The organism is uncultured Pseudosulfitobacter sp. (assembly GCF_963976325.1).
Lineage (GTDB): Bacteria > Pseudomonadota > Alphaproteobacteria > Rhodobacterales > Rhodobacteraceae > Pseudosulfitobacter.
Genome location: NZ_CAXBJW010000003.1, coordinates 39,918 through 58,389 on the forward strand (window position 1 = coordinate 39,918; position 18,472 = coordinate 58,389).

16 protein-coding genes and 1 tRNA gene are annotated in these 18,472 nt (G+C 59.8%); 10 read left to right on the forward strand and 7 right to left on the reverse strand.

The features are described 5' to 3' along the window. Positions 1–1,035, forward strand: a complete 1,035-nt coding sequence (locus AAC077_RS11220) for an alpha/beta hydrolase fold domain-containing protein (RefSeq protein ID WP_339769576.1) — start codon at positions 1–3, stop codon at positions 1,033–1,035. On the opposite strand, the gene AAC077_RS11225 is transcribed toward AAC077_RS11220, so the two are convergent. Then, the gene (locus AAC077_RS11225; protein ID WP_339769578.1) at positions 1,024–2,157 is read right to left on the reverse strand and encodes an amidohydrolase; all 1,134 of its coding nucleotides are present in this window, start codon (positions 2,155–2,157) and stop codon (positions 1,024–1,026) included. The genes AAC077_RS11220 and AAC077_RS11225 overlap by 12 nt on opposite strands. A 64-nt stretch (positions 2,158–2,221) precedes the next feature. After that, positions 2,222–2,515 carry a hypothetical protein gene (locus tag AAC077_RS11230; protein WP_339769580.1) on the reverse strand — a complete coding sequence of 98 codons (294 nt, stop codon included), beginning with the start codon at positions 2,513–2,515 and terminating at the stop codon, positions 2,222–2,224. Positions 2,516–2,927: 412 nt separating this feature from the next. On the opposite strand from AAC077_RS11230, the gene AAC077_RS11235 reads away from it, so the two are divergent. Continuing rightward, positions 2,928–4,937 carry an ATP-binding protein gene (locus AAC077_RS11235; RefSeq protein WP_339769582.1) on the forward strand — a complete coding sequence of 670 codons (2,010 nt, stop codon included), beginning with the start codon at positions 2,928–2,930 and terminating at the stop codon, positions 4,935–4,937. Between the two features lie 79 nt (positions 4,938–5,016). Here the strand turns inward: AAC077_RS11235 and AAC077_RS11240 are convergent, their stop codons facing one another. From AAC077_RS11240 to AAC077_RS11250, 3 genes are read right to left on the reverse strand one after another with little or no spacing between them, the layout of a single operon-like run. Then, positions 5,017–5,763: a glutathione S-transferase family protein gene (locus tag AAC077_RS11240; RefSeq protein WP_339769584.1), complete on the reverse strand. Its 747-nt coding sequence runs from the start codon at positions 5,761–5,763 to the stop codon at positions 5,017–5,019. Next, positions 5,760–6,566: an enoyl-CoA hydratase-related protein gene (locus AAC077_RS11245; RefSeq protein ID WP_339769586.1), complete on the reverse strand. Its 807-nt coding sequence runs from the start codon at positions 6,564–6,566 to the stop codon at positions 5,760–5,762. The genes AAC077_RS11240 and AAC077_RS11245 overlap by 4 nt, the downstream gene beginning before the upstream one ends. A gap of 9 nt (positions 6,567–6,575) precedes the next feature. Continuing rightward, on the reverse strand, positions 6,576–7,559 hold the full coding sequence (locus AAC077_RS11250) for a quinone oxidoreductase (protein ID WP_339769588.1): 984 nt from the start codon (positions 7,557–7,559) through the stop codon (positions 6,576–6,578). Positions 7,560–7,694: 135 nt separating this feature from the next. Here AAC077_RS11250 and AAC077_RS11255 point away from each other — a divergent pair, with 135 nt between their 5' ends. The 7 genes from AAC077_RS11255 (at position 7,695) to AAC077_RS11285 (ending at position 15,813) form a co-directional block, all read left to right on the forward strand. Beyond that, positions 7,695–8,363, forward strand: a complete 669-nt coding sequence (locus tag AAC077_RS11255) for a GntR family transcriptional regulator (protein ID WP_339769590.1) — start codon at positions 7,695–7,697, stop codon at positions 8,361–8,363. Positions 8,364–8,482: 119 nt separating this feature from the next. Further along, positions 8,483–9,520, forward strand: coding sequence for an extracellular solute-binding protein (locus AAC077_RS11260; protein WP_339769592.1), 1,038 nt, complete (start codon positions 8,483–8,485; stop codon positions 9,518–9,520). Positions 9,521–9,522: 2 nt separating this feature from the next. After that, on the forward strand, positions 9,523–11,241 hold the full coding sequence (locus AAC077_RS11265; protein WP_339769594.1) for an iron ABC transporter permease: 1,719 nt from the start codon (positions 9,523–9,525) through the stop codon (positions 11,239–11,241). 1 nt (position 11,242) lies between these two features. After that, positions 11,243–12,313: an ABC transporter ATP-binding protein gene (locus tag AAC077_RS11270; protein WP_339769596.1), complete on the forward strand. Its 1,071-nt coding sequence runs from the start codon at positions 11,243–11,245 to the stop codon at positions 12,311–12,313. Further along, entirely contained in the window at positions 12,313–13,491 is a 1,179-nt protein-coding gene (locus tag AAC077_RS11275; RefSeq protein ID WP_339769598.1) for a CaiB/BaiF CoA-transferase family protein, read from the forward strand. Before AAC077_RS11270 ends, AAC077_RS11275 begins: the two co-directional genes overlap by 1 nt. After that, complete coding sequence (locus AAC077_RS11280; RefSeq protein ID WP_339769600.1) at positions 13,488–14,309, forward strand: enoyl-CoA hydratase; 822 nt, start codon at positions 13,488–13,490, stop codon at positions 14,307–14,309. Before AAC077_RS11275 ends, AAC077_RS11280 begins: the two co-directional genes overlap by 4 nt. A 4-nt stretch (positions 14,310–14,313) precedes the next feature. Continuing rightward, complete coding sequence (locus AAC077_RS11285; protein ID WP_339769602.1) at positions 14,314–15,813, forward strand: AMP-binding protein; 1,500 nt, start codon at positions 14,314–14,316, stop codon at positions 15,811–15,813. Between the two features lie 154 nt (positions 15,814–15,967). Here AAC077_RS11285 and AAC077_RS11290 read toward each other — a convergent pair. Together AAC077_RS11290 and ychF are read right to left on the reverse strand one after the other, a co-directional pair. Beyond that, positions 15,968–16,057: transfer RNA gene (locus tag AAC077_RS11290), tRNA-Ser, on the reverse strand. A 239-nt stretch (positions 16,058–16,296) separates the two neighbouring features. Next, positions 16,297–17,394, reverse strand: a complete 1,098-nt coding sequence (gene ychF, locus AAC077_RS11295) for a redox-regulated ATPase YchF (protein WP_339769604.1) — start codon at positions 17,392–17,394, stop codon at positions 16,297–16,299. A 200-nt stretch (positions 17,395–17,594) separates the two neighbouring features. Here ychF and trpA point away from each other — a divergent pair, with 200 nt between their 5' ends. Next, a complete protein-coding gene (trpA, locus tag AAC077_RS11300; RefSeq protein WP_339769606.1) occupies positions 17,595–18,386 on the forward strand; it encodes a tryptophan synthase subunit alpha in 792 nt (263 codons plus the stop codon). The last annotated feature ends 86 nt before the right edge of the window (positions 18,387–18,472 follow it).

An 18,472-nucleotide genomic window follows, 5' to 3' on the forward strand; every position in this document is an offset into this window, starting at 1 on the left:
ATGCCCTCGCACACTCCGCGGCTTCCAGCCTGGTCCCATGCCCTGCCCCGCTGGCTGGACCTGGGGCGTGAAGAACAACCGCTGGACATTCCGAACACGCCCGCCGCCAGCCTGCTTGAACTGACGGCTAAGCTGGGCCGTTCAGGCCCGCAGGTCGATCCAACCACATTGCCTGCCGCCGAAGGGCGTGCCTTGGCCGCCCAGCGTGCGCAGGTCTGGAACACGGACCTGCCGCCGATGCAGCGCCGCGAATATGTGGTGCCCCCGGCCCGCACCAACGCGGCCCCTTGCCGTGTGGTGGTGGTAACCCCGGAAAATGCCGCGCCGGGCGCGATCCTGATGATCCCCGGGGGTGGCTTTGCCTTTGGTGCGCCAGAAACGGACGAACACGCCGGGCGCTGTCTGGCACAAGCGGCCCGAATGTCCGTCGTCCTGCCCGACTACCGCAAAGCGCCCGAAGACCCGTTTCCCGCAGGGCTGCATGATGTGGCCAGCGTCTATCTGACCCTCGCCCGACACCCCGAAGTCACCGGCTGCACCGCAGGCCCGGTGCTGGTTGGGGGCGATTCAGCCGGGGCCAACCTTGCCATCGCAACCCTGCTGCTGGAACGGCAGACCGCCGCTGCGGGATTGCTGCTGTACTACGGCATGTTCGCGCCGGGCCAGCAACGCGCCTCGCACCTGCGCTTTGCGGATTTTCCCGGCTTCACGTCTGACAAGCTTGGACGTTACACCGATTGGTATCTGCCCGATCCGGCCCGCCGCACGGACCCTCTGGCCGCGCCGTTGCAGGCCGATGATACAGCTTTATCGGCCCTGCCGCCGGTTCACATCCTGGCCGCTGCGCTTGACCCGCTGCTGTCGGACAGTCTGGCACTGTGGCGAAGGCTGGCGGGGCTGGATCATCGTGTGCGACTGGATGTGGCACCGGGGATGCCGCACGGCTTTTTGCAAATGTCGCAACATCTGAAAGACGCGCGACAGGCCCTGACCTTGTGCGGGCATGTCGCGCAGGATCTTGCATCAGCCCTGTGACACCTGCCACGCCAGTGCGGTCCAATAGGCAATGCCGTACGGGATGGCCTTGTCGTTAAAATCATAGGTCGGCGCGTGCAGCGCATCGCCACCTGCGCCTTTTTCGACACCATTTCCGATCAGCATGAACGAGCTGGGCAAGGCCTGTGTCAGATCCGAGAAATCCTCGGCCCCCGTGGTCATCGGCGCTTCGTTCAGATCGCGCCCCAGAGTGCCGACAGCGGTGCGGGCGATCTCGGTGGCCTCGGCATCGGTGACCAGCGGGCGGGCTTCCCATTCCGCGTCCAGCTTGACGTCACAGCCGTTGACCAGCGCAATCCGTGCCGCCAGATCGTTCAGCGCGGTATCAATCAGATCGCAGCTTTCCTGGGTAAAGCAACGCATCGTCCCGGTCGCCTTGACCCGAGCCGGCATCACGTTCGACGCATTCTCGTTCCCACCCTGCACCGACCCCAGTGTAAGCACGATCGGGTCAAGCGGCGAGAAACCGCGCCGGATCACGGTTTGCAATCCGATTGTGAATTCGGCCAGTGCCAGGGTCAGATCGGCGGCCAGATGCGGTCGGGCCCCGCCGTGCCCGCCCGTTCCGGTGAACACCACGGAGAATATCCCCGAGGCCGCCATCATCGGGCCGGTGCGCGTCGCAAAGGTGCCCACGGGCAACCCCGGCGCATTGTGCAGACCAAAGGCCATGCCGCAGGGAAAGCGCGTCAGCAGCCCGTCGTCGATCATGCGCCGTGCGCCGCAATAGCGTTCTTCTGCGGGTTGAAACACGAAATGGATGTCGCGCGTGACTGACGCATCATCCGCCAAAGCCCGCGCAGCCCCTAGCAGCATGGCGGTGTGCCCGTCGTGACCGCAGGCGTGCATAACCCCGGCATTGCGCGAGGCATGCGCCACCCCCGAAGCTTCCTCGATGGCGAGCGCATCCATATCGGCGCGGAACATGACCGCCGGGCGATTTCCACCGCGCCGCAGGGTGCCCACGACCCCATGGCCACCGATGCCACGGGTCACCTCCAACCCGCTTTCTTCCAGATGACGCGCGACAACATCGGCGGTGCGCGCCTCTTCCAGCGACAGTTCGGGGTGAGCATGAAGATCGCGTCGAACCTCTGTCATAGCTGCACACAAGGCTTCGATATCAGGCAACAATGTCATGTCAGTTCCTTTTGATGACGTTCCGTCAGATAAAGTATACATTTTGTATAGGATTTACAGTTAATAAAACAAGGTGCAGCTTTTGCCTTACGCCCGATTTTGTGGACGGCATAAATTCATCAGCGTCCGAAAAGGGGAATGGATGCTCGACACGTTGACGATGTTTGGTTCCGGCCCCGAAGGTTGAGGACCGGCCATGCTGCGCGCCGCGGCAAACACCATGGCTGCGGCTGGGTCTGCGCTGGTCCTTGCGGTAATCCGCGTACGCCAGATCAAGGCGCTGAATTGGCTGGTTATCGGCGATGTCCAGTTGTTTCACAGCACGCCGCTGCGGGGTGCAATTGTCCATCATCTCCTACGGGCTGGCGCATTTCCCCGAGATCACAGGCAGCTTCGACGTGACGCCACCTGCAATACCGGCGCGGCCTCTCATGGTTGCGTGCACTGCTGCGCCGCAAGCCGCTGTGCGGTGTGGCCAAACCACACCCTTTAGCTAACGCATGCGCCGCTGTATCTGGTCACTCAATTTTCTGCCATGGCAGTATTGGTTCAATATGACGTCGACCGCCCCAATTGTGCCAGTTTTCAATATATAGTTGTGTTAGTAAAAGGTTTAGAGCCGCCAGGATGAGTAACCCGACAGCCATAGCGGGAACGCCCTAGAAAGCTCTAGCGAAGGACAGTGTGTGTTAAACAAGTACAAAAGTTACCTGGCTTCAAAAGCCTATATTTTGCTGACCACGCTTGCCCTTGGCAGCGTTGTGGGCATCGGCTATGCCGTGATTACGCTGGACAAGGACAACCATCTGGCAACCGTGCGCCGTGATCTGGAACAGGATCTTTTCACCGCGACAGACCAGATCCAGTTGCGCTTTTTCGAAGCGGTGTTGGTGGCCAAGCACATTGAAAACCTCCTGGTCGCCTCAACAGAGGTGAACGAAGCACAGATTTCCCGCTTTGTGGCGGATCTGCAATTGCACAATCCGGGTGTCCGGGCGGTGGCGCTTGCCCCCGGATTGGTCGTAACCCACAGCTTTCCGATCACTGGCAATCAGAAAACGATTGGCCTGAAATACTGGCAAGTGCCCGAACAGATGGCCAGTGTGGCAAAAGCCTATCGTCGACAAAGCCCGATCGTCGACGGCCCGGTGCCGCTGGTGCAGGGGGGCGCGGGCTATATCCTGCGCTATCCTGTTTTTCTGCCCAACCCATTGACCAACGCGGAGAGTTTCTGGGGTGTCATTTCGATTGTCATCTCGGCGGACGGACTTCTCAGCGCCCAGCGACAGGATTTTGGCGATACCGAGAAGTACAGCTTCAGCCTGCGTGAAATCCAGGCTTCGCCGCCCCGCCCGAACGGTGTGCAAGACGACGCCGGACCGCTGAACGCGCGACCGGTGACGACAGAGTTCAAAATGCTGGACAGCACTTGGCAGGCGACCGTCCGCCCCACGGATGGATGGCCGTCCTATTCTCCGCAGAGCCCCTATCTGCTGGCTTTCGTGCTTGTTCTGGGCGTTATTCTGGTCGGCGTGCTGTACATCATCCGGAATTTCGCGTCGGAAAAGGAAAACGCGCGTGCGCTTCTGGCCGAGTCCATTGGCTGCCTCAACGAAGGCTTCATCGCTTTTGACGATCACGAGCGGTTGATGTTGGTGAACGAAAAATATCTTGAGTATTACCCCGAGATCGGCCCCCTGATCAAACCCGGTATGACCATCAAGGAGTTGCTCGCGCATTCGGTCAACAACCAGTCGGACGCGACCACAATCGAAGACAAAAACACATGGATTGCAGAGCGGCTTGAGCGGTTCAGGAATCCGGGCGTGTCCTTTCTTGAGGTTGCGGCCGACAACCGCTGGCTGAAGGTAACCGAAGCCAAAACACCGCACGGCTATACGGTGGGCATTTCGACAGACGTGACCGCAGAGCAACGCGCCCTGGAAGCAGCCGAGGCCGCCGACCGCGAAAAGACGGAATTCCTAAACAACGTTTCGCACGAACTGCGCACCCCGTTGACCGTAATTTCAGGGCGCGCATCGTTTCTGCGCAACAGTGATAGATTGCCCCAGTCCAAAAGCCTTGCCGCGGCTTTGGAGGCGATCGTTCCCGCCGATGAGACGACGGTCACGGCAGTGGGCAACTTTCAGCGGTTCGTATCGGATCAGGGTGCGGGCATCGAGAATTCCGCAAAGCACATGCTGCGTCTGGTCGAAGATTTGCTGGATTGGACCCGGGTCGCGCGCGGGCGGCTTGAACTGGACCTGGAACGGATCGAGGTCACCAACCTTGGCAGAACCGTCGTCGAGGACTTGCGCCCTGATGCCGAAGCCAAGGGCCTGACATTAACCTATTCCGAAGACGGACCTGCGGAGGCGATGGCCGACACCATCAGGCTGAAACAGATCCTGTACAACCTGATCTCGAACGCCATCAAATTCACCGACACAGGCAACATTCACCTGTCGATCAAGCAGGTGGGCGACCGGATCGTGTTCAGCGTGGCAGACACCGGTTGCGGGATAGCCAAGGACAATCTGGAACGGGTGTTTCAGCGGTTCCAGCAGGTCGACGGGTCGATGTCACGCCAGAACGGCGGACTGGGTCTGGGGCTGGCCATCGCCGAACAACTGGCGGTGTTGCACGGCGGGGCCCTTTCTGTGGAAAGCGAACTGGGCACTGGCAGCACGTTCCGGCTGACGCTGTCGCGCGCAGATGCGGCCCTTCAGCGGACGGGATAACCTGCACCGCAAGCGGCGCCTGCGTCCGGACAATCGCAATACGCCGACACCCTCAATCGTCTGTTTTGCGGCGAATAGCCTATGCAGACGGATCAGGATCAGCGCTTAGAAACGGATCGAACCTGGCCTTGACGTATGCTGGCCTGGATTGCAGCCGCGCCCACCAGTCCGCCACCTTGGGGCGGTTTTCCGGTAGCAGTTCGTCAGGGGCAATCTCTTCACCGATCCGCCGCACAAATGGGGCCACAGCAATGTCCGCCAGCGAAAAGCCCCCTTGGATAAGCCAGCCATCCACCATCATCCCTTCCATCCGGTCAAGCAGTGCAACCAGATTGTCCCGCGCCTGATCCAGCTCTTCCGCGGTGTAAGGTTTACGAGCGACCCTCAGCCATGCCTCGCGCCGCTCGGCGCTGGGGATTTTGTCCAGCAAGGCCTGAAGTTCGCTCTCCGAGAGTTTCGCAGCCCGATCCTGGATCGTGTATCGCCAGTTGAACCGTATCAGGTTTCCGATAAGCCCATCGACATAGCGCACCCAGTTGCGCATTTGCGCAAGGTCGTACGGATCGGTCGGGCACAACTGCGGTTCGGGAAACACAGCTTCGAGGTATTCACATATTGTCCCGCTTTCGTGCAAAGCGCGGCCATCGTGGATCAGCGCAGGAACGACCCCCATGGGGTTCACCTTCAAAAACGCCGGCTGGTGTTGCTCCTGTCGTGACAGGTCGATTTCATGTGCTTCATACTCAAGCCCCTTTTCTTCGAGAAAAAAGCGGACGCGACGTGAGGCGCTGGATTTCCAGGCGTGATACAGGACCAGTCCCATCATGCACCCGTGAATTCAGGTTTACGCTTTTCACGAAACGCATCACGCCCCTCGCGAAAATCGGAACTTTGCTGGCAAAGCATCGAAAGATCGGCAATGGCCTGCATGTCCCGGTCATCGGGATCGCGGGTGATCTGGGCCACCGTTTGTTTCGTCGCACGAATGGACAGCGGCGCGTTTGCGGCGATCCTGCGCGCCATCGTCATCGCCTGATCCCACAGCGCGTCCGGGTCATAAACATGCTCGACCAATCCCCACGCCAAAGCGGTCTGCGCGTCCACCCTGTCGCCTGTGTACAGCAGATATCGGGTGCGCGCGGGGCCGGCGACCTGAACCAGACGGGACAGCCCGTCAAAACCGTAAGAGATGCCAAGCTTTGCCGCCGGAATGCCAAAGCTCGCATCGGTCCCCGCAAGCCTGAAATCGCAGTTCAGCGCCGTCATCAGCCCGCCACCGATGCAATAGCCGCGAATGACCGCAATGGTGGGCAGTGGATAGTCGGCCAGAACTTTCTGCCGTTCCAGAAAACTGCTGCCTTGTCGTTTATCATCATCAAACCCGCCGATGTCTGCGCCGGAAATAAAGGCTTTGCCGCCCGCGCCTGTAAACACCAGCACCCGCGCCCGGTCCTGTGCGGCCTCAAGCGCTTCGACCATCCCACGGGTCGCATGGACATCCAGCGCGTTCATCTTCTTCGGTATCTGCACCGCAAGAACGGCAATGCCGTCGCGCACCGTCAAACCGATGCGACCGTCCGCATATGTGGTGTCAGGTGTCCAGTCAGGTGGGAAATTCTGGTCAGTCATGATCAATCCTTATGGAATAAGTACGATGGGCGCGGTGACGCTGCGGCTTTCAAGCTGGCGGTGTGCCTCTGCGGCCTGATCAAGCGGAAACTGTGCGCCAAGCGGTGTCTGTATTTTCCCGCCTGACAGCACGTCGAACAGCGCCTGCGACGCCAGTGCCGCCTCGTCCGGGTCTGCAATCCAACTGCGCAGGGTCGGGCGGGTTACGATGATGGATTTCGAATGCAGCCGCTGCAAATCGAATTCACCGACATTGCCAGACGCGGTGCCATAGCTGACGACCATGCCACGGGGCCGGACACAGTCCAGCGACTTTAAGAAAGCCATTTTGCCGACGCCGTCATAGATCACGTCCGCGCCTGTGCCGTCCGTTTCGTCCAGCGTGCGCGCGACGAAATCTTCGGATGCGTAGTTAATGACCGCGTCATAACCGTGCGCGCGCGCGATCTCGGCCTTGGCCTCGCTGCTGACGGTTCCGATCATCCGCGCGCCCAACAGACGGCCCCATTCCCCCAGGATCAGCCCCATGCCCCCCGCGGCCGCATGGACCAACGCTGTTGTCCCCGGCCCGACCTTGTAGAGACGCCGCAAAAGGTATTCGGCGGTCAGGCCACGCAACAGATAGCCGCCTGCGACGTCATCCGTCACCGCGTCGGGCAAACTGAAAAGCCTGTTCGCGGCCATGTTCGTAAACGTGGCATAGCTGTTCGGCCCGATATAGCCGACACGCGCGCCAACAGTGTGGCTTGTTACACCTTTGCCGACGGCATCAATGATGCCCACCGCCATGTGCCCCATCGTGATCGGCAGCGCCTTTGCCGAATGCGGCCCCCCGTGATCGCCTTCGCGCTCGTAGATATCGGCGTAGTTGACGCCGATGCAGGTGTTCTTGATGCGCACCTGTCCGGCTTCGGGTTCAGGCAAATCTATCTCGTCCAGCTTCAGAACCTCGGGTCCGCCGTGGCTGTGTATACGTATGGCCTGTGTCTTCATGAGGCTATTCCCTGTGCAAGATATTGAATCAGACGAAGTTTCCTTGGTAATATAGTCACCATACGTACGCGTAAAGATTTATCTTGAATACGTATGGATCATATAAGTATACATTAATGCCAAGAGGAGAATCTTATGGCACGTGCCAGCGATACCGTCAGAGAACTGATCGAAAAGGAAATCAGCCGCGGGAAACTGCGCCCTGGCGACCTGATCGACGAAAAAATGCTCTCTGAAAGATTTCAGGTGTCCCGCACACCCGCCCGCGAAGCCATCATGCAGCTTGCCGCGACGGGTCTTGTGCAGATGCGTCCACGTCACGGCGCGGTTGTCAGTGAACTGAGCGCAGATGAGGCTGTGGCCATGCTGGAAACGCTGGCCTGCCTGGAATCCGAAGCCGCCGCACTGGCCGCGCAGCGCATCCATCACGACGAGCTGGATGCATTGATCGCGGTTCACGCGGAAAGTGAAGCCGCCGCGTACAGCCACGACAGCAAAAGCTACATTGAATGCAACGGACGGTTTCACGGCCTGATCTACAAAGGTGCACGCAACACCTACATCGCGGACCTGATCCGTCAGACGCGCAGCCGCCTTGCCTATTACCATACATCCAGCCTGTACCAGCGGTCGCGCGTCGAGCGGTCGTGGGTCGAGCATGGCCACGTGGTCACGGCCATCGAAAAGGGCGACCCCGTCGCAGCACAGGCCGCGATGCGCGATCACATTCTATCAGGTGGCAGGGTCTATGCAGACCTTGTTGCGACCATGACCCACAAAAAGGAGAGCGAGAACACCGATTAACATCCGGTCAATCGACAACGATCCTTTGTCCGGAAAGATGATTTCAAGACGTGACACGGTCGTGTCGGCCTTTGGGGCTGACCGTGTCGAACAACAACAACCATTCTGGGAGGAATAAGATGTCGATTAACAGAAGAACCTTCGTGGTCACCGGGCTTGCCGCGTCAGCGCTGGCACCAAGGCTGGCCATGGCACAGGACGCAATTCAGGCCCTGTACGAGGCCGCGAAATCCGAAGGCGAGATCACTTGGTACGTGGTGCCGCTGGCCTCGGAAAGTGCCGAAATTGTCGGCCAGAAATTCACCGAGCTTTTCCCCGGCATCAAGGTCAACGTCGTGCGTTCGACGGCGGGTGTGGCGTTCCAGCGGCTTAATCAGGACATCGATTCAGGCGTTGCCAACTGCGATGTGCTGACCACGTCCAGCATTGCCCACGCGATCGACCTGAAATCGCGCGATCTGCTGATGCAATACACGCCGGTCCGCAAGTCCGAGGTCATTCCCGAGTTTCAGAACCTGGACGCCGACGACATGTTCCATGTCACCACAGCTGGTCCCATGTGCATCGTCTACAACACCGACGAGGTGTCCCAAGCAGATGCCCCGAAGAACTGGCCAGACCTGCTGGACCCCAAGTGGAAAGACAAGGTCGCGATCGGGCACCCCGGATTTTCAGGGTATGTCGGCATCTGGGGCGTGAAGATGCAAGAGCTTTACGGTTACGAGTTCTTTGAAAAGATGCTGGACCAGAACCCCTATATCGGCCGGTCGTCGATTGATGTGGTTACCACGACCGTTTCGGGCGAAACCATCGTTGGTGCGGGCCCCGCAGCGTCGTCGCTGTCGGCCTCGTCCAAGGGCAATCCCGTCGCCAACGTTTACCCGACAGACGGGACGGTGATCATCACGTCGCCAAGCGGTATCCTTGCTAATGCCCCCCACCCCAATGCGGCGAAACTGTTCTCGGAATTCCTGCTGGGCACCGAGTTCAACGAAGTCATCGCAGAACAGTTCGGCACTCCGATCCGCGCAGGCATTGCGCTGCAACCGGGTGTCCCCGCGCTGGACGAGATCAAGGTTATCACGGCAACGCCCGACCAGATCGTAAATGACATTCCCGAGCTGGCTGAAAAATTCCGTGACACGTTCGGAATCTGACAGTGACAGATACCGCAAATGTAAATGGTCTGCGCCCATCGGTGCGCAGACCAAAATTCGACTGGTCACTGGTGGTCTTTGGGCTGCTGACGGCCATTCTTGTCGGGCTGGTTGTCTATCCAATGTCCCGCCTTCTGATCGAAAGCTTCAGCGACCCGAAAACGGGTAGCTTCACAATTTCTAATTTTGTCGATGTTGCACGCCGCAGCCGCTATTTGCTGGCCTATTGGCACACCATCCAACTGGCCGTGGTCACCGTGGTCATATCAGTGGCAATGGCCCTGCCCATGGCGTGGGTCGTGTCCCGCACCGACATTCCGGGCCGGTCGCTATTCTATTTTGGCACATTGGGCGCGTTCATCATGCCGCCGTTTCTGGGCGCGATCGGGTGGATCCTGCTGGCCGGTCCCAACGCGGGCTGGATCAACCAGATATGGACGTCACTGACCGGCATCGAAGACCCGCTGGTGAATATCTTCAGCCTTTGGGGGCTGGCCTTTGTCATCGCGCTGAACGTCTTTCCGCTGATCTTCATCTTTGCCACCTCTGCGCTCGATCTTATCTCGTCCGAGATGGAAGAGGCCGCCGCGATCCATGGCGCAGGACCGATGCGGACCACCTGGATCATCACCCTGCCCCTCGCGCTTCCCGCGATCCTGGGGGCGATCATGCTGGTGTTTCTGGAAACGATTGCGCTTTATGGCACGCCCGCGTTGATTGCCATTCCGGCAAGGTTCAACGTGGCGACCACACAGCTTACCACTTTTTTCGAGTATCCGGCAAAGATCGAGCTGGCGATGGCGTTCTCTGTCCCGCTGGTCCTGATCACCGTGGTGTTGCTGGGCGCGCAACGTCTGCTGTTGCGCGGCGGCCACGTGGCGGTCAGCGGCAAGGGGGGCGCGCGCACCGCAATGCGTGTGGGACGCTGGAAATGGCTGTTCCTTGCGCACGGGCTGGCTGTGACGTTGCTTGCTGTCATCTTGCCCGCAGGCATCCTGCTGTCGACGTCTTTCCAGATCGCTTGGGCCAAGGCCCCGACCCTGTCAAACCTGACGCTGGACAACTACAGGGCCATCCTGTTCGAACAGGCCACGGTGCGCGAAGCGATGTTCAACACCGTTTACTTTGCGCTGGCGTCGGCCACGGCCTGTACCGTCCTTGGCTTTCTGACCGCCTATGTGGTGATCCGCAAGCTGATCCCATATTCCTCCGCGCTGGCCTTTCTGGCGGTTGCCCCTGTGGCGGTGCCGGGTATCGTGCTGGCGATCTGCTTCTATGCAGCCTTCGCTGGCCCGCCGTTCTCGTTTTACGGCTCCAGCCTGATCATCATCCTTGCGTTTATCACACGCTTTTTGCCCATCGCCTTTGTGTCCTGCGCTTCAGGCATCCGCAGCCTGAACCCCGAACTGGAAGAAGCGGTTCGGATTCACGGAGGATCGCGGATGCGCGCCATGGTCGAAGTTGTTGCACCGGTGCTCAAGAAATCGCTGATGGGCGTCTGGATTCTGGTCTTTGTCATCTGCTCGCGCGAACTGTCGACCGCGATGTTCCTGACCAGCCACCAGAACCGGGTCATCTCGATCCTGACGCTCGATATGAGCGAACAGGGTGATTACGAAACACTGGCTGCCATGGGCGTGGTGCTGCTTGTCGTCACCTCGACTGTCGTCGCAATCGGCATGCGTTTGCTTGGACGCGACTTCATGCTGAGAAGGAACTGAAATGACCAAACTGATACTAGACGGACTGGTGAAAGATTACGGCGGGTTCCGCGCAGCCGATAATATTTCGCTGACACTCGCAGACGGAGAGTTCCTGTCCCTGCTGGGGCCTTCGGGCTGCGGCAAGACCACGACGTTGCGCATGATCGCCGGGTTCATCACGCCGACCGAAGGACGCATCGAACTGGATGGCCGCGAAATTTCGTCGCCAAGGGGCGTCGTCGCGCCTGAAAACCGCGATATGTCGATGATCTTTCAAAGCTATGCGATCTGGCCCAACATGACAGTCGCACAGAACGTGGGCTTTGGTCTGCGCATGAAAAAGCTGCCCGCCGACCAGATCAAGAAGCGGGTCAGGGAAATCCTTGGCGTCGTGCAGCTTGACCATCTGGCAGAACGCTATCCTTCCGAACTGTCGGGTGGACAGCAACAGCGCGTGGCGCTGGCCCGTGCGGTGGCTGTGCAACCCAAGGTGATGCTGCTGGACGAACCGCTTTCGAACCTCGATGCGAACCTGCGCGAGGAAATGCGCACCGAAATCAAACGGATGCATGTCGAATTTGGCATCACCACCGTTTACGTCACCCATGACCAATCCGAGGCGATGGCCATTTCGGACCGTGTTGCGGTGATCAAGGCAGGGCGCATCGAACAGGTTGACGAACCCTACCGGCTGTATGCACGGCCCCGCACGCGGTTCGCCGCCGAATTCATCGGGCGCACCAACCTGATCGAAGGTCAGGCCAGCGCGGGTGAAATGCACTTCGAAGGGTTTTCTGTCCCTTCGACCGAGGTAAGGGCGGGCAATGTGCTTGCTTCTGTCCGGCCACAGAACCTGAAACTCAGCCTGCGGGGCAACACCAAACCCGAACCGGCCGAGGGGATGTTGCATCTTGCCGCGCACATTGATGAACGGATTTTCCTGGGGGAACGCTGGGATTACGGCCTGTCGCTTGAAGGCCGCAGCATGAGCCTGCGTGCGGCGGCACCAGCCGAGCAGGTTTTCGACATGAACGCACCTGTCTGGATCTCGGTTCAGGAAAGCCGGATCATTCCGGTGGAGGGTGCATGATGGCCAAACACATAACCGGCCCCCTCGACCGTTTCCGCGTTCTGGACCTGACACGTATCCGGTCCGGCCCCACCTGCGTCAAACAGTTTGCCGACTGGGGCGCGGACGTGATCAAGATCGAACCGCCAGACGACGCCAGCGGCTATGCAGATCGCGAAAGTTCGGACTTTCAGAACCTGCATCGCAACAAACGCAGCCTGACGCTGGACCTCAAAAGCGCCGAGGGGCGCGATATTCTGATGCGTCTTGTGGACCAGTCCGATGTGCTGGTCGAAAATTTCCGCCCCGGCGTGAAAAAGCGGCTGGGGCTGGATTGGGACAGTCTGCATGCCCGCAACCCGAAGCTGGTGTTGGGATCGATCTCCGGCTTTGGCCAGACCGGACCCTATGCGGAGCGGCCCGGCTTTGACCAGGTGGCCCAAGGCATGGGCGGCCTGATGTCTGTCACCGGATTGCCGGGCCAAGGCCCCGTGCGCGTCGGCGTTCCCATCGCCGACCTGACCGCCGGCATGTTTTGCGCCACCGGAATCCTGATGGCGCTGCTTGACCGCGAGCGCACCGGCGTGGGGCAATGGGTTCAGTCCAGCCTGCTTCAGGCACAGGTCGCGATGCTGGATTTTCAGGCCGCGCGCTGGCTGATCGACGGTGTGGTCCCCGAACAGGCGGGCAACAACCACCCCACTGCGGTGCCGATGGGTGTCTATCCCACCTCCGACGGCAGTATGAACATCGCTGTGACCGGAAACAGGATGTGGCAGGATTTTTGCACCGTCATTGACCGGCCCGATCTGGTTGACGATCCCCGCTTTGCCACGGCGCGTCTGCGGCTTGAACACCGTGACGCGCTGAACGCGCTGTTGTTCGACATCACCCGCACCCGCACCAGCGCGGACCTGACCGAAGCCCTGATTGCGACGGGCATTCCGTGCGGCCCGATCAACAGGATTGATGCCGTTTTTGCCGATCCGCAGGTCGCCGCACTTGATATGGTTGTCGAAGTAGAGCACCCCCAGCGTGGCATCCAGAAGGTGCTGGGCCAGCCCATCGTTCTGTCCGGTGCCACACCGGTTATGCATTCCGCCACCCCAGACGCAGGCCAGCACAGCGATGCAATACTGCACGAGCTTGGCCTGTCAGACGCCGAAGTCGCCGCGCTGAAAGAAAGGAAAGTCGTATGACCCTTGTCGACCCCATCGCCGAAGCGGACGGCTACACGCCGCAGGTCATTGCACACGTCAAGGACGGCATCGGCTGGATGGTTTTTTCCAATCCGCGCCGCCGCAATGCCGTGACCTTTAACATGTGGCTTCAGATTCCGGGGATTATCAAACAGTTCGAAAAGGACGACAGCGTGCGGGTCGTCGCCCTGCGTGGCGAGGGCACATCGTCGTTCATCTCTGGTGCCGACATCAGCGAGTTTGCAGAAAAGCGTAACACCCCCGAGCAGGTGGCAACCTATGATGCTGCGGGCAAGGACGCCGGCGCCGCGATTGCGGGACTGCTGAAACCCACGGTCGCCGTGATACGCACATGGTGTGTCGGCGGCGGCCTTGGCACCGCCTTGGGCTGTGATTTGCGCATCGCGGCTGAAGACACCCGTTTTGCCATCCCGGCGGCGAAGCTGGGCCTTGGCTATCGCTATGCCGGGATCAAGACGCTGGTCGACATCGTCGGCCCCGCGAACGCGGCCGAGATTTTCTATTCCGCCAGACAATACACCGCGCAAGAGGCGCAGCGTATGGGGCTGATCAATGACATCCTGCCGGTTGAAGGGTTCGACGATGCGGCGGAAAACTATCTTCGCACCATTGCGCAGAACGCTCCGCTGACAATGAAGGCCGTCAAAATGGCCATTCGCGGCGTGCTGGAACAGACCAACCCAGCGGGCTTGGACGACATCGACGCGGCTGTCTCGGCCTGCTTTCAAAGCGACGATTACGCCGAAGGCCGCGCTGCCTTTGCACAAAAGCGCACACCCGTTTTCAAGGGCCGGTAAAGACATGGCGAACCACCTGTACGACGCTGTCTTTGAACCGCACGCGGCATCCCGCACCGCGTTCCTGCATCTTTCGGATGGCACGACCCTATCCCATCAGGACTTTGCGGGCACCACCGCCCGTCTTGCTGCAACCCTTGCCGCCATGGGCGTGGCGCCGGGGGACCGCGTCGCAGCACAGGTGGAAAAGTCGCCAACCGCGCTTGCCCTTTATGCGGCCTGTCTGCACGCAGGCGCGGTTTTCCTGCCGCTTAACACATCCTATACCGATCAAGAGGTGGCGTTCTTCATTCAGGATTGCGCAGCGTCGGTCCTGTTTTGCGATCCCGCGCGGGCGGCGCAGCTTGAAACCGGGGTTGCAGAAACATCCGGGTGTCTGGTGACGATGGCCGCCGACGGCACAGGAAGCTGGCAAACCCGTCACCCATCTGCGCCGCCAGTCAAGGCAGAGCGCAAAGGTGATGATCTGGCCGCGATCTTGTATACGTCTGGCACGACAGGTCGCCCCAAGGGGGCAATGCTAAGTCATGACAACCTATTGTCAAACGCCGCCGCCCTTGTCGATCTGTGGGGTATGACCGCAGCAGACACCCTGCTGCACGCCCTGCCCGTCTATCACAGCCACGGGCTGTTCGTGGCCTGCAATGTCAGTCTTCTGGCGGGCGCGCGCATGGTCTACCTGCCAAAATTCGACCCCGACCAGGTGATTGCTGCCATGCCCGATTGCACCGTGATGATGGGCGTTCCCACGTTCTACACCCGCCTGCTGGCATCATCTGCGTTCACCTCCCAAGCAAGCCAAAACATGCGCCTGTTCATCTCGGGCAGCGCGCCGTTGCTTGCCCACACACATCAGGCGTTTGAGGACCGCACCGGCCACCGTATTCTGGAAAGATACGGGCTGACCGAAACATCCATGAACACATCTAACCCACTCAACGCGCTGCGGAAACCGGGCACCGTTGGTCTGCCGTTGCCCGATGTGGATCTGCGCATCGACCATGCCGAACCGGGCGCTGCGGGAGAGATCCAGGTCAAGGGTCCGAATGTGTTCAAAGGGTATTGGGGACTGATGGAAAAAACCGCCGACGCTTTCACGACAGACGGCTATTTTCGAACCGGTGACTTGGGTGAAATCGACGCCGACGGTTACGTTACCATCGTTGGACGTTCAAAGGACCTGATTATTTCGGGCGGCCTGAATATCTATCCCAAGGAGATCGAAACGATCATAGACGCCCAGCGCGAGGTCGAGGAAAGCGCGGTGATTGGCCTGCCTGACCCAGATTTCGGCGAGCGTGTGGTCGCGGTTGTCGTTGAAACGGCCAAAGACGCGGTCGACCCGATTGCCCTGAAAAATATTCTGGCCCGATCTCTGGCCAAGTACAAATTACCCAAAGAGATTATTACAATCGACACCTTACCGAGAAACGCCATGGGAAAAGTCATGAAAAAGGACCTTCGTGACCTAATTTCCCGCAAGCATCTTGGAATGGAACATTAATCACCGGCGGAACGCGGCTGACCTGCTGCTTGAGAAGCGATTACAGGGACACCCAAAAGAAGCTCGGCAAAGTGACAGGCGGGCAGTATGCCCACATAAACAATAGAAAAAGGCCGCTTAAAGCGGCCCATTCATAACCAACAAAAAGGTATGGTGGCGGAGACGAAGGGATTCGAACCCTCGAGACCCTTCCGGGCCTACTCCCTTAGCAGGGGAGCGCCTTCGACCACTCGGCCACGTCTCCGCCGCCGTGTTTATGGGCTGGAGAACAGGAAAACAACTGCTTTTTTGCGGCTTGGGCCAGCGCGTTCAAATTGGCACATTTTTCATGTTAAACAACGTTCTAATAGGCCTTCACAGGCATCGGGGACGCACATTGCTGCCAGATGCCTGCGCGAAAATTATCCCACGGTCCTGCGCCATTCATGCAAGTCCGCCGAAAAAGCAAAGTCCGTGCCAGCCCCCTGTCGCGGGGATGACGCGTCAGGTGTTGAACAAAAAGTGCAGCACGTCGCCGTCCTTGACGACATAGCCCTTGCCCTCTGCCCGCATCTTGCCGGCCTCTTTCGCCGCCTGTTCGCCGCCCAGTCCGACAAAGTCGTCAAAGGCGATGGTTTCGGCGCGGATAAAGCCTTTTTCGAAATCGCCATGGATCACGCCGGCCGCTTTGGGCGCGGATGTGCCCTGGCGGATGGTCCAGGCGCGGGCCTCTTTCGGGCCGACGGTGAAATAGGTTTCAAGGTGCAGCAACTCGTAGCCTGCGCGGATCAGCCGGTCGAGGCCCGCTTCGCTTAGCCCCATTTCGTCCAGGAACATCTGCGCCTCTTCCAGCTCAAGCTGGCTGATCTCTTCTTCGATCTGGGCCGAGATGATGACGTGCATGTTGCCTTCGGCGGCGGCCATCTCGCCCACGCGTGCGGACAGGGCATTGCCTTCGGCGGCTTCGGATTCGCCGACGTTGCAGACGTAAAGAACCGGCTTGGTGGTCAGTAGTTGCAGCATTTTCCACGCACGCTGGTCGTCTTCGTCAACGTCCACGACGCGGGCCGGTTTGCCCTCTTCCAGAACGGCGAGGGCTGCGCGCATCAGGCGTTCTTGTTGCACCGCTTCCTTGTCACCGCCGCGCACCTTGCGCACGATGTTTTGCAGGCGTTTTTCGATGCTTTCGATGTCGGCCAGCATCAGTTCGGTTTCGATGGTTTCGGCGTCGGCCACCGGGTCCACACGGCCCTCGACGTGGGTCACGTCGCCGTCTTCGAAACAGCGCAGCACGTGGGCGATGGCGTCAACCTCGCGGATGTTGGCCAGAAACTGGTTTCCCAGCCCCTCGCCCTTGGAGGCCCCTTTGACCAGACCGGCGATGTCGACAAAGGTCATGCGCGTGGGAATGATGGATTTCGACTGTGCAATCTCTGCCAGCTTGTCCAGCCGCACATCGGGCACGGCCACTTCGCCGACGTTCGGCTCGATCGTGCAGAAGGGAAAGTTCGCGGCCTGCGCGGCGGCTGTGCGTGTCAGCGCGTTGAACAGGGTCGATTTGCCCACGTTCGGCAGCCCGACGATACCCATTTTGAAACCCATGTTCGTTCTCCGAAATCCACGACAGGCTGCTTCTAGTGGCGCACAGCCCTGCGTGCAAGGCGGTGAATCGGCGGACATTGCGGATATGCAAGGCCTGAAAGCCGCCACCGCCCCGATTTGCCCCCCTGCGCACCCTGCGGTGGATTGATTTCCCCCGCGAGTTTGGGCATTGCGGTAGCGACATAGAAAAAGGCCACCCCATGACCCGCATCGACGCAAAATTCGCTGACCTCAAAGCCGCCGGAAAAAAGGCATTCGTTTCCTATGTGATGGCGGGCGACCCCGATTTCGACACCTCGCTTGAGATCGTCAAGGGATTGCCGGACGCGGGCGTGGATATTATCGAGCTTGGCCTGCCGTTTACCGATCCCATGGCCGACGGCCCGACGATCCAGTTGGCCGGTCAACGCAGCCTGGAAGGCGGGATGACCCTGCAACGCACGCTGGATCTGGCGCGCGCGTTCCGCGAAACCGATGACACAACGCCGATCGTGCTGATGGGCTATTACAACCCGATCTATTCGCGCGGCGTCGATAAATTTCTGGTGGACGCCAAAGCGGCCGGCATTGACGGGCTGATCGTGGTTGACCTGCCCCCCGAAGAAGACAGCGAGCTGTGCATCCCGGCGCAAGCGGCGGGGTTGAACTTTATTCGTCTGGCGACACCGACCACCGACGACAAACGCCTGCCCCGCGTGCTGCAAAACACGTCGGGCTTTGTCTACTACGTGTCGATCACCGGCATCACCGGCTCGGCAGAGGCCGAAGCGACCGATGTCGGCCCCGAGGTTGCGCGGATCAAATCGCAGACCGATCTGCCGATCATCGTCGGGTTTGGCATCAACACTCCTGAGAAAAGCCGCGCCATCGCGTCGGTGGCCGACGGTGCGGTCGTGGGGTCGGCCATTGTGGCAAAGATCGCCAAGGGCGACAGCGTGGCCGACATTCTGGCGTTTGTGAAGTCGCTGGCCGACGGCGCGCACAGCGCTTGATGTGACGGAACTTTGATGCGGGATTGATCCAAAGCGCGTATATCGGTAAAGAAAACTGACCAATACCGTGCTTTGGAGCCCGCACC

Coding starts and splice junctions, on each gene's coding strand:
- AAC077_RS11220 (WP_339769576.1), top strand. CDS start 1: ATGCCCTCGCACACTCCGCGGCTTCCAGCCTGGTCCCATGCCCTGCCC.
- AAC077_RS11225 (WP_339769578.1), bottom strand. CDS start 2,157: ATGACAGAGGTTCGACGCGATCTTCATGCTCACCCCGAACTGTCGCTG.
- AAC077_RS11240 (WP_339769584.1), bottom strand. CDS start 5,763: ATGATGGGACTGGTCCTGTATCACGCCTGGAAATCCAGCGCCTCACGT.
- AAC077_RS11245 (WP_339769586.1), bottom strand. CDS start 6,566: ATGACTGACCAGAATTTCCCACCTGACTGGACACCTGACACCACATAT.
- AAC077_RS11250 (WP_339769588.1), bottom strand. CDS start 7,559: ATGAAGACACAGGCCATACGTATACACAGCCACGGCGGACCCGAGGTT.
- AAC077_RS11255 (WP_339769590.1), top strand. CDS start 7,695: ATGGCACGTGCCAGCGATACCGTCAGAGAACTGATCGAAAAGGAAATC.
- AAC077_RS11260 (WP_339769592.1), top strand. CDS start 8,483: ATGTCGATTAACAGAAGAACCTTCGTGGTCACCGGGCTTGCCGCGTCA.
- AAC077_RS11270 (WP_339769596.1), top strand. CDS start 11,243: ATGACCAAACTGATACTAGACGGACTGGTGAAAGATTACGGCGGGTTC.
- AAC077_RS11275 (WP_339769598.1), top strand. CDS start 12,313: ATGGCCAAACACATAACCGGCCCCCTCGACCGTTTCCGCGTTCTGGAC.
- AAC077_RS11280 (WP_339769600.1), top strand. CDS start 13,488: ATGACCCTTGTCGACCCCATCGCCGAAGCGGACGGCTACACGCCGCAG.
- AAC077_RS11285 (WP_339769602.1), top strand. CDS start 14,314: ATGGCGAACCACCTGTACGACGCTGTCTTTGAACCGCACGCGGCATCC.
- ychF (WP_339769604.1), bottom strand. CDS start 17,394: ATGGGTTTCAAAATGGGTATCGTCGGGCTGCCGAACGTGGGCAAATCG.
- trpA (WP_339769606.1), top strand. CDS start 17,595: ATGACCCGCATCGACGCAAAATTCGCTGACCTCAAAGCCGCCGGAAAA.